Below are 12,956 nucleotides of genomic sequence, written 5' to 3' on the forward strand. Positions count from 1 at the left end.
CGGGGACGGGGGCGCCTGGCGAGGACGGGGCCTCCGTCCACGGCCGGTCCACCCCGGCCTCCGCTCACCGGCCGGGACCGGCGTCAGGAGGCGGCGGGCGCCTGTACCCCGCGGTCGGTGCTGCGCCCGCCGTGGCCCTGCGCGATGATGATCACCTGCAGGATGGCGGCCAGGCCCGCGGCGATGCCGAAGGCGACGAAGAGCGAGCCGGCACCGTAGCCGTTGTTGAGCAGGAAGCCGGCCACGAGCGGGGCCGTCACGGCGCCGAGGCGGCCGACGCCGAGGGCCCAGCCCAGGGCGGTGCCGCGCAGGTACCCGGGGTAGTGGTTGCTGACGGCGGCGATGATCAGGCACTGGGTGCCGTGGGTGCCCACGCCGGCGACCATCAGGATGACGTACACCAGCCACACCGGCGGGGAGAACAGCAGCGCCAGCAGGGCCACGCCGGCCAGGGCCGCGGCGACCACGCCGGACTTCACGGCGCCGTACCGGTCGCCGGCCCAGGCGGTGACGATGGATCCCATGACCGCGCCGATGTTCAGGGACAGCGAGAACGTCAGCGCCGAGCCGAGGTTGTATCCGAGGGACTCCATGGCCCGCGGCAGCCAGGTGCCCAGGCCGTACCAGGCGAACAGGGTCGCCAGCGTGGCCAGCGCGAACATGATCGAGACCAGCAGGTAGGGCTGGCGCAGCAGCCCGGCGTATCCGCCGACCCGTTCCGGGGACGCCGAGGCGGTGCCCGCGGCGGCGCCCTTCCGGGCACGGTCCTCCGAGGCGAGGGTCTCGGGCAGGTACGCGAAGCCCAGCGGGACCACGACCACGAGGGCGATGGCGGCGACCAGGAACATGGACGGCCAGCCCAGGGCGGGGATCATCGGGATGCCGATCAGGGCTGCCAGCGATCCGCCGATCGGCACACCGGACATCATCAGCGTGGCGATGGAGGAGCGCCAGCGGTCCGGGACCAGCTCGGCCACCATGGCGTTGGCGGAGGGCACGAGACCGCCCAGCCCGATGCCCGCCACGAGGCGGAAGGCGCCGAAGACCCATGCGCTGGGCGCGAACGCGCAGAGGATGGTGAACACGGAGAAGGTGATGGCGCAGGCCAGGATGGTGCGACGCCGGCCCAGGGCGTCGGCCAGGCGGCCGGCGAACAGGGCGCCGATCATCATGCCCACGAAGGCCATCGAGCCCACGACGCCCAGCCCGGCGTCCGTCAGGCCCCAGTCCGTGTCGTTCACCAGCGAGCTCTGGACCGTGCCGAAGACGATCAGGTCGTAACCGTCGAACACCACCAGCAACCAGCAGACGAGCACGGCGATGGTCGCCTGGCGGCGCGTCAGCGCGCCGGGGGTGCGAGGAGCGGTGTGAGACGTCCTTCCGCCCCGCGCGGGGCGTGAAGTGTCGGGAGTGGGCTGGATCATAGGTTCCACTGTGAGGTAGATGACGCTTCAAATGCCAGAATGATCTGCTGTGCAGAAGAATACGCCGCTTCGGCAGAAACCGAACTATCCCGTCGAGTCCGTCGACCACGCGCTGGCCCTGATGGAGATGGTGCGCGACTACGGCAGGGTGCGCCTGAGCGTGGCCGCCCGCCTGCTCGGCGTCTCGGTGTCCACCGCCCACCGGCTCATGGCGATGCTGGTCTACCGGGGGTACGCGGTGCAGGACGCCTCCCGCCGCTACGTGCCGGGCCCGGCCATGGGACTGCCGCCGGCCGGGGTGTCCTGGACGGTCGAGGTCCGGCGGCGGGCCCACCCCCACCTCGAGGACCTGGCCCACGCCACCGGTGAGACCACCAACCTGCTGGTGCTGGCGGGAACCGACGTGAGGTTCATGGCCTCCGTCGAGGGTCACCGCCCGGTGCGGGTGGGGGACCGGCAGGGCGTCGTGCTGCCCGCGGCCGGGGTCTCCGCCGGCAAGGCGATGCTGGCCGCGATGGACCCGGCCGACGTCGAACGGGCGTACCGGCGCCGGGCCGAACAGGACGGGACCGCCTTCGACGCGCGCGCCCACGCCAGGCTCGCCACCGAGCTGGAGGCCGTGCGCCACCGCGGCTTCGCCTCGAACGACGAGGGCACGGAGGAGGGCATCTGCGCCGTGGGCATGGCGATCCGCGACGGCTCGGGTGCCGCCGTCGCCGGGCTGAGCGTGGCGGTGCCGCACCAGCGGTACCGCCACGCCCTCGAGACCGGCCTGGTCGACGAGGTGCGGCGCGCGCGGGAGGCGATCGAGGCGGACCTCGCCGATTTCACCGTCGCGGGCTAGGTGCGGCTAGTCCGTCCAGTACTGCCCGTTGGCCGCGCGCACGTATCCGGGGATCCGGAACAGGTCGATCAGCACGAGCAGGAGCACGAGGGCGCCGAACAGGAATCCGATGCCCCAGGACGCGCTGGTCAGCCCCACGACGGTGAGCACCGCGTAGGCGACCCCGGGACCGGGATGCCCCAGGTAGAAGCGGTGCGCACCGAGCAGCCCGAGCAGGACGCAGAGCACGTAGGCGACCCCGAGGCTCCGCGGGGCAGCCGGCGTCCTACGCCTCACGCGGGACCAGGGCCAGCACGCGGGAGGGGCTGCCGCTGCCGCCCACGATCGGCAGGGGCGCCACGACCACCACGGCTCCGCGGGCCGGCAGCCGGGAGAGGTTCTGCAACGAGGTGATCCCGTACTTGTCCGAGCCCATGAGGTGGTAGTGCACGGGGAAGGGCGGTTCGAGCGCGGCGGCGTTGCCGGCGTCGATCCCCACCGTCTCCACGCCGAAGCCGGCGATGTCCGTGCACGCCAGCCACTCGGCGCAGGCCGCGGAGAGCCCGGGGGTGTGGGACCCGGTCTCATCGGCGTTGAGGAACGCGGCCCGGTCCTGGGCGTACCGGTCCCAGCCGGTGCGGTACAGCACCCATCCGCCCGCGGGCAGGGGGCCGTGCTCGGCCTCCCAGGCGCGCACGTGCTCCACCTCGAGGAGGAAGTCGGGATCGGCGGCGGCCTCGGCGGAGAAGTCCAGCACCACGGCAGGTCCGATCAGCCGGGGCAGCGGGATGTCCGCCACGTCGTGGCTGTCCCGGCCGGAGATCCAGTGGATCGGGGCGTCGATGTGCGTGCCGATGTGCTCACCGGTGTGGATGTTGGCGTGCCGCCAGAAGGGGCCGGGCTCGTCGTAGGCGCTGACGGTCTCCAGGGAGAAGTCGATGAGGTTCGCGAACGGCTCGGGCAGCTCCAGGGTGGGGGTGGTGCCGCTCAGCCGGTTCGTGAGGTCCACGATCTCCACCGACCCGGTGGCCAGGGCCGCGAGCAGCCCCTTGAGGGCGTCGGCAGGGGCGGGGGATCGGGGAGTGTCGGCGGTCATGAGGACATAACATCACGACGGGGGACCGGACCAGAGCAATGGAGGAAACATGACCCGAACCGTGGCGGACGTCGTCGGACAGGCACTGGCGGCCCTCGGGGCCGGACACGTCTTCGGGGTGGTCGGCTCCGGCAACTTCGCGGTGACGAACGCCCTGCGCCGGTCCGGGGTGCCCTTCACCGCCGCTCGGCACGAGGGCGGTGCGGCCACCATGGCCGACGCCTACGGCCGGATGTCCGGACGGGTCGGGATCGTCTCCACCCACCAGGGCTGCGGCCTGACGAACGCGGTGACCGGGATCGGCGAGGCCGCCAAGTCCCGCACCCCGATGATCGTGCTGACCGCCGACGCCGCCGGTTCGGCCGTGCGCTCCAACTTCAGGATCGACCAGGACGATCTCGCCCGCAGCGTCGGCGCGGTCCCCGAGCGGGTCCATTCCCCGGCCAGCGCCGTGGCGGACACGGTCCGTGCCTACCGCACGGCCGTGAACGAGAGGCGCACCGTGGTGCTGTCCCTGCCCACGGACGTCCAGTCCCAGCCGGCCCAGGGCGCGCCGGACGCCGGGCACGACGTCGGCCCGTTGCCTCCCCGTGTCCCCGTCCGGCCCGGCGCCGCCGCCGTCGAGGACCTGGCAGGGCTCATCCGCGCCGCCCAGCGTCCGGTCTTCATCGCGGGCCGGGGCGGCCGCGGGGCCGGACCGCAGCTCTCGGCCCTCGCCGAGGCGACCGGTGCGCTGCTGGCGACCTCCGCCGTCGCGCACGGGCTGTTCGAGGGCAACCCCTACAACCTGGGGATCTCCGGGGGGTTCTCCTCCCCGTTCGCGGCGGAGATGATCGCCGGGGCCGACCTGCTCATCGGCTGGGGCTGCGCGCTGAACATGTGGACGATGCGCCACGGGCGGCTGATCGGGCCCGATGCGACGGTGGCCCAGGTGGACGTCGAGGACGCCTCGCTGGGTGCGCACCGGCCGATCGACCTCGGGGTGCTGGGTGACTGCGCCGAGACCGCGACCTCGGTGCTCGAGGCCCTGCGGGGGACCGGCGGCGGGATCGCGTCGATGGCCGGGGCCGGCCAGTCCGGCGGGGGCCATCACTCGGCGGGCTACCGGACCCCCGGGATGGCCGACCGGATCGCCGCCGAGGCCCGCTGGGGCCAGGTCGGGACCGGGGACCTGTCCACGGGCGAACTGATCGACCCGCGGGTGCTCTCCCGCAAGCTGGACGCGATCCTGCCCGCCGCGCGGCTGGTGTCCGTCGACTCCGGCAACTTCATGGGTTATCCGAGTGCGTACCTGGGGGTCCCGGACGAGTTCGGCTTCTGCTTCACCCAGGCCTTCCAGTCCATCGGCCTGGGACTGGCCACCGCGATCGGGGCCGCCGTGGCCCGGCCGGACCGGTTGCCGGTGCTGGGCACCGGGGACGGCGGGTTCCTGATGGCGATCGCCGAACTGGAGACCGCAGTGCGGCTGGGGCTGCCGTTGGTGGTGATCGTCTACAACGACGCCGCCTACGGCGCCGAGGTGCACCACTTCGACGGCGAGCCCTTCGACTACGAGCCGGTGACGTTCCCGGTCACGGACATCGCCGCGATCGCCCGCGGTCACGGGGCCGAGGGCGTGACGGTCAGGTCCGTGGCGGACCTGGACGCGGTGCGGGCGTGGGTGGCCGGGCCCCGGACCGCCCCGCTGGTGATCGACGCCCGGATCGCCTCCGACGGCGGCGCCTGGTGGCTGGCCGAGGCGTTCACCGGGCACTAGGACGCGGGCGGCCGAGGTGGTGCGACGGCACCCCCTCGTGGATGACACCACGGCGACACGCCGTGCCGGAGGGTGATCCGGACCCCTTTTCCGGGCCCTCCGTCTGTGCACAACGAGCGGGCGCGCTGTCCACATCCTGTGGAGCACCGGCCCTCGGTCACCGTCGATCGGCGTGATTCCGCCGATCCGGGCGCGTGCCGCCACCGCAGGCTCATCCACACGGGCTGTGGACCGGCTGGGGAAACCGGGGGCACGGCCCCAAGCCATGATGTTGTGGTTGGTGCGATCGAGGACCACTAGATGTAGTATCTAAGTCATGACTTCGGTGCAGCGCCCAAGCGGCCGCACCAGGCTCCACAGACATCCAGAATCACGCAGATTCGCAGAATTCCATCCATGTATGCCCGTCGCTCCGGCCCTGCCGGAGGCGGTCACCGAAGACAGGGGAACATCATGACCGTCACCGTCTACTCCAAGCCGGCATGCGTCCAGTGCAACGCCACCTACCGCGCCCTGGACAAGAAGGGCATCGCCTACGAGACCGTGGACATGTCCCAGGATGCCGACGCCCTGGAGCGCGTGCGCGCCCTCGGGTACATGCAGGCACCCGTCGTCATGACCGGTGACGACCACTGGTCCGGCTTCCGCCCGGACAAGATCGAGGAGCTGGCCTCCGCCCTCGCCTCCTCGGTGGCCTGAGGCCCGAAGGAGACACCATGACGAGCGCGGTCAGCGAGAGCAGGCCGGTGGGCGCCGCGGATCCCCAGGACCCGCGTCCCACGGATGCCCGGCTGGTCTACTTCTCCTCCGCCTCCGGCTACACGCACCGCTTCGTGACCAAGCTGGGCTTCGGCGAGGGGGAGACCGCGCGGCTCCCGCTGATGACCCGGGAACCCACCCTGCTGGCCACCCGGCCCTTCGTGCTGGTGGTCCCCACCTACGGCGGGGGAGACGGCAAGGGGGCCGTGCCGAAGCAGGTCATCAAGTTCCTGAACGTCAAGGCGAACAGGGACCTCCTCCAGGGCGTGATCGCCGGGGGGAACACGAACTTCTACGAGGCGTACTGCCTCGCCGGGGACATCATCTCCCGCAAGTGCGGAGTCCCCCTGATGTACAGATTCGAACTCATGGGCACGCCGGAGGACGTCACGGCCGTGCGTGAAGGATTGGAAGGTTTTTGGGCATGACAGTCACCGAACAGGACATGATCAGGTCGGCCAAGCAGCTGCCGGCGGCCTGGCAGAACCTCGGCTACCACGAGCTGAACGCCATGCTGAACCTGTACGGCCCGGACGGGAAGATCCAGTTCGAGGCCGACCACGCCGCCGCACGGCAGTACTTCCTGCAGCACGTCAACACCAACACGGTCTTCTTCCACGACCTGGACGAGAAGCTGGCCTACCTCGTGGACAACGACTACTACGAGGCCTCGACGCTGGACCAGTACTCCGCCGAGTTCAAGCACTCGCTGTGGGACCGCGCCTACAAGCTGAAGTTCCGCTTCCCCACCTTCCTGGGCGCCTTCAAGTTCTACACCTCGTACGCGCTGAAGACCTTCGACGGCAACCGCTACCTCGAACGGTACGAGGACCGCGTGTGCATGGTCGCCCTGCACCTGGCCCAGGGCGAGGAGCAGCTCGCCACCGACCTGGTGGAGGAGATGATCGGCGGCCGCTTCCAGCCGGCCACGCCCACCTTCCTCAACGCCGGCAAGGCCCAGCGCGGTGAGCTCGTCTCCTGCTTCCTGCTGCGCATCGAGGACAACATGGAGTCGATCGCCCGCGGCATCAACTCCTCCCTGCAGCTGTCCAAGCGCGGCGGTGGCGTGGCCCTGTCGCTGACGAACATCCGTGAGCACGGCGCGCCGATCAAGCAGATCGAGAACCAGTCCTCCGGCGTCATCCCCGTGATGAAGCTCCTCGAGGACTCCTTCTCCTACGCCAACCAGCTCGGTGCCCGCCAGGGTGCCGGTGCGGTCTACCTGCACGCCCACCACCCGGACATCTACCGGTTCCTCGACACCAAGCGGGAGAACGCGGACGAGAAGATCCGCATCAAGACCCTCTCCCTGGGCGTGGTCATCCCGGACATCACCTTCGAACTGGCCAAGAAGAACGAGGACATGTACCTCTTCAGCCCGTACGACGTGCAGCGCGTCTACGGCAAGCCCTTCTCCGAGATCTCGGTGACGGAGAAGTACTACGAGATGGTCGACGACGCGCGGATCAAGAAGACCAAGATCAACGCGCGGGAGTTCTTCCAGACCCTGGCCGAGATCCAGTTCGAGTCCGGCTACCCCTACGTCGTGTTCGAGGACACAGTGAACCGCGCCAACCCCATCAAGGGGCGGATCACCATGTCCAACCTGTGCTCCGAGATCCTGCAGGTCTCCGAGGCCTCCGAGTTCAACGAGGACCTGTCCTACGCCCACGTCGGCAAGGACATCTCCTGCAACCTCGGCTCCATGAACATCGCCAAGACCATGGATTCCCCGGACTTCGGCAAGTCGATCGAGACCGCGATCCGGGCCCTGACGGCGGTCTCCACCATGTCCGAGATCGAGTCCGTGCCCTCCATCGTCAAGGGCAACGACTCCTCGCACGCCATCGGCCTGGGGCAGATGAACCTGCACGGCTACCTGGCCCGCGAGCGGGTCCACTACGGATCCGAGGAGGGCATCGACTTCACGAACATCTACTTCTACACGGTGCTCTTCCACGCCCTGCGTGCCTCCAACCGGATCTCCATCGAGACCGGCCAGCGCTTCGGCGGGTTCGAGGACTCGAAGTACGCCTCGGGCGAGTTCTTCGACAAGTACACCGACCAGGAGTGGGTGCCGGCCACCGGCAAGGTGGCCCAGCTGTTCGCGGAGTCCGGGGTGGCCATCCCCACCCAGGACGACTGGCGCGCGCTGAAGGCCTCCGTCATGGAGCACGGCATCTTCAACCAGAACCTGCAGGCCGTCCCGCCGACCGGTTCGATCTCCTACATCAACAACTCGACCTCCTCGATCCACCCGGTGGCCTCGAAGATCGAGATCCGCAAGGAGGGCAAGCTGGGCCGTGTGTACTACCCGGCGCCGTACCTGACGAACGAGAACCTCGAGTACTACGACGACGCCTACGAGATCGGCTACGAGAAGGTCATCGACACCTACGCCGCGGCCACCCAGCACGTGGACCAGGGCCTGTCCCTGACGCTGTTCTTCAAGGACACCGCCACCACCCGTGACCTGAACAAGGCGCAGATCTACGCCTGGCGCAAGGGCATCAAGACCATCTACTACATCCGGCTGCGCCAGCTCGCGCTGGAGGGCACCGAGGTGGAGGGCTGCGTCTCCTGCATGCTGTAGGGGCCGGGCGACCTCCGATCACCACCACCACCAACGCTTGAGTGAGGACGACACCACGATGATGGCTGATGCTGTCAAGACCCTCGAGACCGTCGAGGCGATCAACTGGAACCGCATCCAGGACGACAAGGACGTCGAGGTCTGGAACCGCCTGACCTCCAACTTCTGGCTGCCCGAGAAGGTGCCGCTGTCCAACGACATCCAGTCCTGGGCCACGCTGACCGAGGACGAGAAGGTCCTCACCATGCGGGTGTTCACCGGCCTGACCCTGCTGGACACCATCCAGGGCACCGTCGGCGCGGTCTCGCTCATCCCGGACTCGCTGACCACCCACGAGGAGGCGGTCTACACGAACATCGCGTTCATGGAGTCCGTCCACGCCAAGAGCTACTCCTCGATCTTCTCCACGCTGGCCAACACCAAGGAGATCGACGACGCCTTCCGCTGGTCGCAGGAGAACGCGAACCTGCAGAAGAAGGCCCGGATCATCCTGGACTACTACCACGGTGACGATCCGTTGAAGAAGAAGGTCGCCTCCACGATCCTGGAGTCGTTCCTGTTCTATTCCGGCTTCTACCTGCCCATGTACTGGTCCTCCCGGGCCAAGCTCACCAACACCGCGGACCTGATCCGGTTGATCATCCGGGATGAGGCGGTGCACGGTTACTACATCGGGTACAAGTACCAGCGCGGCCTCGAGACCCAGTCCGCAGAGCGCCAGCAGGAACTCAAGGACTACACCTTCGAGCTGCTGTTCGAGCTGTACGAGAACGAGGTCCAGTACACCCACGACCTCTACGACTCCGTGGGCCTGGCCGAGGACGCCAAGAAGTTCCTGCACTACAACGCCAACAAGGCCCTGATGAACCTGGGCTACGAGGGCATGTTCCCGTCCAGCGTCACGGACGTGAACCCGGCGATCCTCTCGGCGCTGTCCCCGAACGCGGACGAGAACCACGACTTCTTCTCCGGTTCCGGGTCCTCCTACGTGATCGGCAAGGCCGAGAACACCGAGGACGAGGACTGGGACTTCTGATCACGGGGGCACCTCGCACTCACTGAGCCACGACGGCGGAGGTGAGCACAGAAGGGGGCCGGTCCGGGCGATGCCCGGACCGGCCCCCTTCTGTCATGCCGGCACGCGCCCCGGCACAGCCCCTTCGGGGCCCATCGCCCTGGGCTCTTGGGACCTCTGGCCCAAAGATCACGGGAAGGTCACGGATAACGGTCTTGAAGGCCGAATTGGCCCCCTTCCGCGGCCCACAGTGGCGGTCATGGCCGTCCGAGCAGGCCGCGGTGCCCCGTGCACCGGACGGACGCGCGGTCGGCATATGCGGCTGATCTGCACGGATCCAGCGCCTCAGAAACGCCCGCCCGGTACAAGAACTCTCGGTGAAGAGTGATGAATTTGTGACTGACAGGGGGTAATTGCAACTGTTGCTTGATACCCTGTGCGAGGCGCAGACGTTAACACGCGCCCCACTCGCATCATGCATCACTTCTGAGGGAATCCGTCATGGCACTTCGCCCTGTCCTGCGCACCTGCGCCGTCACCACCCTGGCAGCGGCGCTGGCCGCCGCCACTGCCTTCCCGGCGATCGCCAACCCGATCGTGCCGCCGTCCGCGCCGGACCCGGCCCGGAGCGCCGTCGGCCAGCAGGTCGCCTCCGAGGTCAAGGGCGAGGAGCAGCAGACCCTCGCCGTCGACGGCATCGACCCCGAGGCGCTGCAGCCCGCCGAGCAGGACGCGACGCCCAGCGCCGATCCTTCCGCCAGTCCGAGCGGCACTCCGACCCCCGAGTCCAGCGCCGAGCCGGCCGTCGGGACCAGCGCGGAGCCGGCCGTCGGGACCAGCGCGGAGCCCAGCGCCGCCTCCGAGTCCGGGCAGCCCACCCCGCAGGCGGCGGGGACGCGTTCGGCGACGGTCTCGCTGGCCTCCGTGGTCTCCCCGGCCTCCGCGGCCAAGGCCGCACCGGGGACGGGACGGCCGACGGGGCAGGAACGGGATGTCGTCCCGGTCCCGGAGGGGATCGCGGCCAAGGCCACGGCCGAGACCGATGCCGAGACCGCTCCCGAGGCCCGGGAGCTGGCCGGGACCGCCCTGCCCGCCGAGGACACCGAGCAGGTCGCCGCGCTGACCGCCCCGGCCGAGACCATCGACTTCATCGTGGCCGGCGTGACCTGGGAGGTGCAGGACGCCGACCAGGTCACCGAGGTCTCCGTGCGCGTGCGCGAGGACGGCACCTGGACGGACTGGTCCAGCCTGGAGATCCACGACGGCGACGAGCGCCCCGGTGCGGACCGCACCGGCACCGAGCCACTGGTCTCCACCGGTGCCGACGCCGTCCAGGCCCGCGTCTCCACGGTCAGCGGCGAGGTCCCGAAGGGGTTGCAGGTCGACATCATCAACCCGGGCGTGGCCGACACCGACGGCAAGCTCAACCCGGCGCCGGCCGGTGCGCCGGAGGCCGGGGAGCCCACCGCGGACCAGGCCTCCACCGCCGCGTCATCCACCGCCGAGTTCGTCCCCGCGATGCACCAGCAGGACGGCCTGATCACCGGCACCGCCACGGCCCAGACCGTGGCCACCTCCGCCGACGTGCTGAAGCCCGCCATCGTCACCCGCGCCCAGTGGGGTGCCAACGAGTCCGTCGTCCAGGACTGGGGCCGCCCGTCCACCCAGCTCAAGGCGATGTACATCCACCACACCGCCGGCTCGAACAACTACACCAAGGCCGGCGCCTACGCCCAGATCCGCGGCATCTTCAGTTACCACGCCGTCAGCCTCCAGTGGGGCGACATCGGCTACCAGTTCCTCGTGGACAAGTTCGGCACCATCTACCAGGGCCGCCGAGGCTCCATCGACGCCCCGGTGCCGGGTGCCCAGGCGGGCGGTTTCAACACGGACACCATCGGCGTCTCCGCCATGGGCAACTACGACGTGGTGGCCGCCCCGGCCGCCATGGTGACGGCCATCGAGCGCGTTCTCGCCTGGCAGGCATACCGCTATGACGTCGACCCGAAGGGAACCACCCGGCTCACCCAGAGCGGCAAGGGGACGGCCCGCTGGTCCTCCGGCACCACGGTGACGGTCCCGACGATCCTGGGCCACAAGGTCACGAACTTCACGGCCTGCCCGGGCCGGTACCTGGACGCGAAGATCCCCTCCATCCGCACGAACGTGGATGCCCGGGTCACGCAGGCCGTACGCAACCACGGCGTCACGGTCCCCACGCTGGGCGTCCCCTCGAAGCCCGCCGACCACTATGTCCTGGACGGCAACGGTGCAGTGGCCACCGGTCGCTGGAACGCCGCGGCCGGGGCCGAGGACTACCAGATCATGTACCGGGCCGTGCCCCACGGCGGCGGGGACATCACCAGCCAGCCCTGGACCGCCGGGAAGACCGGCACGGAGACGTCAACCACCCTGGGCAACGAGCCGGGTGAGACCGCCCAGTACGCGGTGCGCTCCCGCCGCGGCGGGACCGTCAGCTCCCAGACCTACCTGGGCCAGCACACCGGACCGGTGTCCTGGACCGACGGCACCGTCCGGACCTCCGGCATGAGCCGCGTCAACCTCTCCGGCGGCGTCGGGGGCAAGGGGTACCGGGCGGCCCGCGCTGGGGCCATCCTCAACATTCCCAGCGCCTCCCGGGCCGACCGGCTGGTCGTGGCCGCCTCCGTGGGGTCGGGCACCGTGCGCGTCCGGGTGGAGAAGGACGGCACGTCCCTGGGCACCCTGCTGTTCACCTCCGGGTCGACCAAGTACCGCGCCATCGACCTGCCCACGGGTGGTGCCGGGACGGTCCGCCTGAAGGTGATGGACTCCAGGCCCATCACCTTCGCCTCGGCGGCCGTGACCCGCCCGGGCCAGAGCTCGGACACGGTGGCCCTGCACCGGGCCAGCTGCGGGCCTCAGTTCAGGGACAACCGGCCCGGTTCCGGCCACTTCACCGCCATCCAGTGGATGGCCTGCGAGAAGATCTCCGTGGGGTACTCCTCGGACCAGACCTTCCGCAAGAACCAGGACGTGACGCGCGGCGAGACCGCCCAGTTCGTCTACAAGCTCGCCGGCGTGACCCGCAAGGCCAACGGCACCTCCTTCAAGGACGTGAAGACCGCCTACGCGGATGCCATCGACTGGTTCGCGGACCGGGAGATCTCCGTGGGGTACACCGACCGCACCTTCCGGCCGAACCAGTCCGTGTCCCGCGGCGAGTTCGCGGCCTTCCTGTACCGGCTGGCCGCACCGAGCGGGTACCGGGCACCGGCCACCTCGCCGTTCCGGGACATGACCAGGAGCTCGCCCAACTACGAGGCCATCACGTGGCTGCGGAGCCAGGGCGTCACCTCCGGGTACGCGGACCGCACCTTCCGCCAGACCCAGAACATCAGCCGGGCCGAGGCCGCGGCCTTCCTCGAGTCCTTCTATGACGGGCCGCTGCAGTCGAGCGTCCTGCGGAAGATCCACGGCTGACGCCCTGCAGGAGGGGGACCGGCGTCCG

Annotated in this window: 10 protein-coding genes; 7 read left to right on the forward strand and 3 right to left on the reverse strand. The window is 69.7% G+C overall.

The annotated features are described in order from the left end of the window. Window positions 1-83: 83 nt before the first annotated feature. Window positions 84-1,424 carry an MFS transporter gene (locus PLJ28_RS05650; RefSeq protein WP_183525526.1) on the reverse strand — a complete coding sequence of 447 codons (1,341 nt, stop codon included), beginning with the start codon at window positions 1,422-1,424 and terminating at the stop codon, window positions 84-86. A 49-nt stretch (window positions 1,425-1,473) separates the two neighbouring features. Between PLJ28_RS05650 and PLJ28_RS05655 the strand changes: the two genes are divergently transcribed. Next, window positions 1,474-2,268 carry an IclR family transcriptional regulator gene (locus PLJ28_RS05655; RefSeq protein ID WP_298043609.1) on the forward strand — a complete coding sequence of 265 codons (795 nt, stop codon included), beginning with the start codon at window positions 1,474-1,476 and terminating at the stop codon, window positions 2,266-2,268. Between the two features lie 6 nt (window positions 2,269-2,274). Here the strand turns inward: PLJ28_RS05655 and PLJ28_RS05660 are convergent, their stop codons facing one another. Continuing rightward, complete coding sequence (locus PLJ28_RS05660; protein WP_183525532.1) at window positions 2,275-2,544, reverse strand: NINE protein; 270 nt, start codon at window positions 2,542-2,544, stop codon at window positions 2,275-2,277. Continuing rightward, window positions 2,534-3,343 carry a cyclase family protein gene (locus tag PLJ28_RS05665; RefSeq protein ID WP_183525535.1) on the reverse strand — a complete coding sequence of 270 codons (810 nt, stop codon included), beginning with the start codon at window positions 3,341-3,343 and terminating at the stop codon, window positions 2,534-2,536. The genes PLJ28_RS05660 and PLJ28_RS05665 overlap by 11 nt, the downstream gene beginning before the upstream one ends. 49 nt (window positions 3,344-3,392) lie before the next feature. Here PLJ28_RS05665 and PLJ28_RS05670 point away from each other — a divergent pair, with 49 nt between their 5' ends. From PLJ28_RS05670 to PLJ28_RS05695, 6 genes are all read left to right on the forward strand, one after another. Continuing rightward, the gene (locus PLJ28_RS05670; protein WP_183525537.1) at window positions 3,393-5,099 is read left to right on the forward strand and encodes a thiamine pyrophosphate-binding protein; all 1,707 of its coding nucleotides are present in this window, start codon (window positions 3,393-3,395) and stop codon (window positions 5,097-5,099) included. Window positions 5,100-5,552: 453 nt separating this feature from the next. Further along, window positions 5,553-5,798, forward strand: coding sequence for a glutaredoxin-like protein NrdH (gene nrdH / locus PLJ28_RS05675; RefSeq protein WP_010145812.1), 246 nt, complete (start codon window positions 5,553-5,555; stop codon window positions 5,796-5,798). Between the two features lie 17 nt (window positions 5,799-5,815). Next, on the forward strand, window positions 5,816-6,286 hold the full coding sequence (gene nrdI / locus PLJ28_RS05680) for a class Ib ribonucleoside-diphosphate reductase assembly flavoprotein NrdI (protein WP_183525540.1): 471 nt from the start codon (window positions 5,816-5,818) through the stop codon (window positions 6,284-6,286). Further along, on the forward strand, window positions 6,283-8,451 hold the full coding sequence (gene nrdE / locus PLJ28_RS05685) for a class 1b ribonucleoside-diphosphate reductase subunit alpha (protein WP_183525544.1): 2,169 nt from the start codon (window positions 6,283-6,285) through the stop codon (window positions 8,449-8,451). Before nrdI ends, nrdE begins: the two co-directional genes overlap by 4 nt. 61 nt (window positions 8,452-8,512) lie before the next feature. Then, window positions 8,513-9,487 carry a class 1b ribonucleoside-diphosphate reductase subunit beta gene (gene nrdF, locus PLJ28_RS05690; RefSeq protein WP_029139402.1) on the forward strand — a complete coding sequence of 325 codons (975 nt, stop codon included), beginning with the start codon at window positions 8,513-8,515 and terminating at the stop codon, window positions 9,485-9,487. 480 nt (window positions 9,488-9,967) lie between these two features. Beyond that, window positions 9,968-12,928 (forward strand): S-layer homology domain-containing protein, encoded by a 2,961-nt coding sequence (locus PLJ28_RS05695; protein WP_183525547.1) that lies wholly within the window; start codon window positions 9,968-9,970, stop codon window positions 12,926-12,928. Window positions 12,929-12,956: the final 28 nt, after the last annotated feature.

Origin of the sequence: Citricoccus sp., assembly GCF_035445025.1 — a bacterium.
In the GTDB taxonomy this organism is placed as follows: domain Bacteria; phylum Actinomycetota; class Actinomycetes; order Actinomycetales; family Micrococcaceae; genus Citricoccus.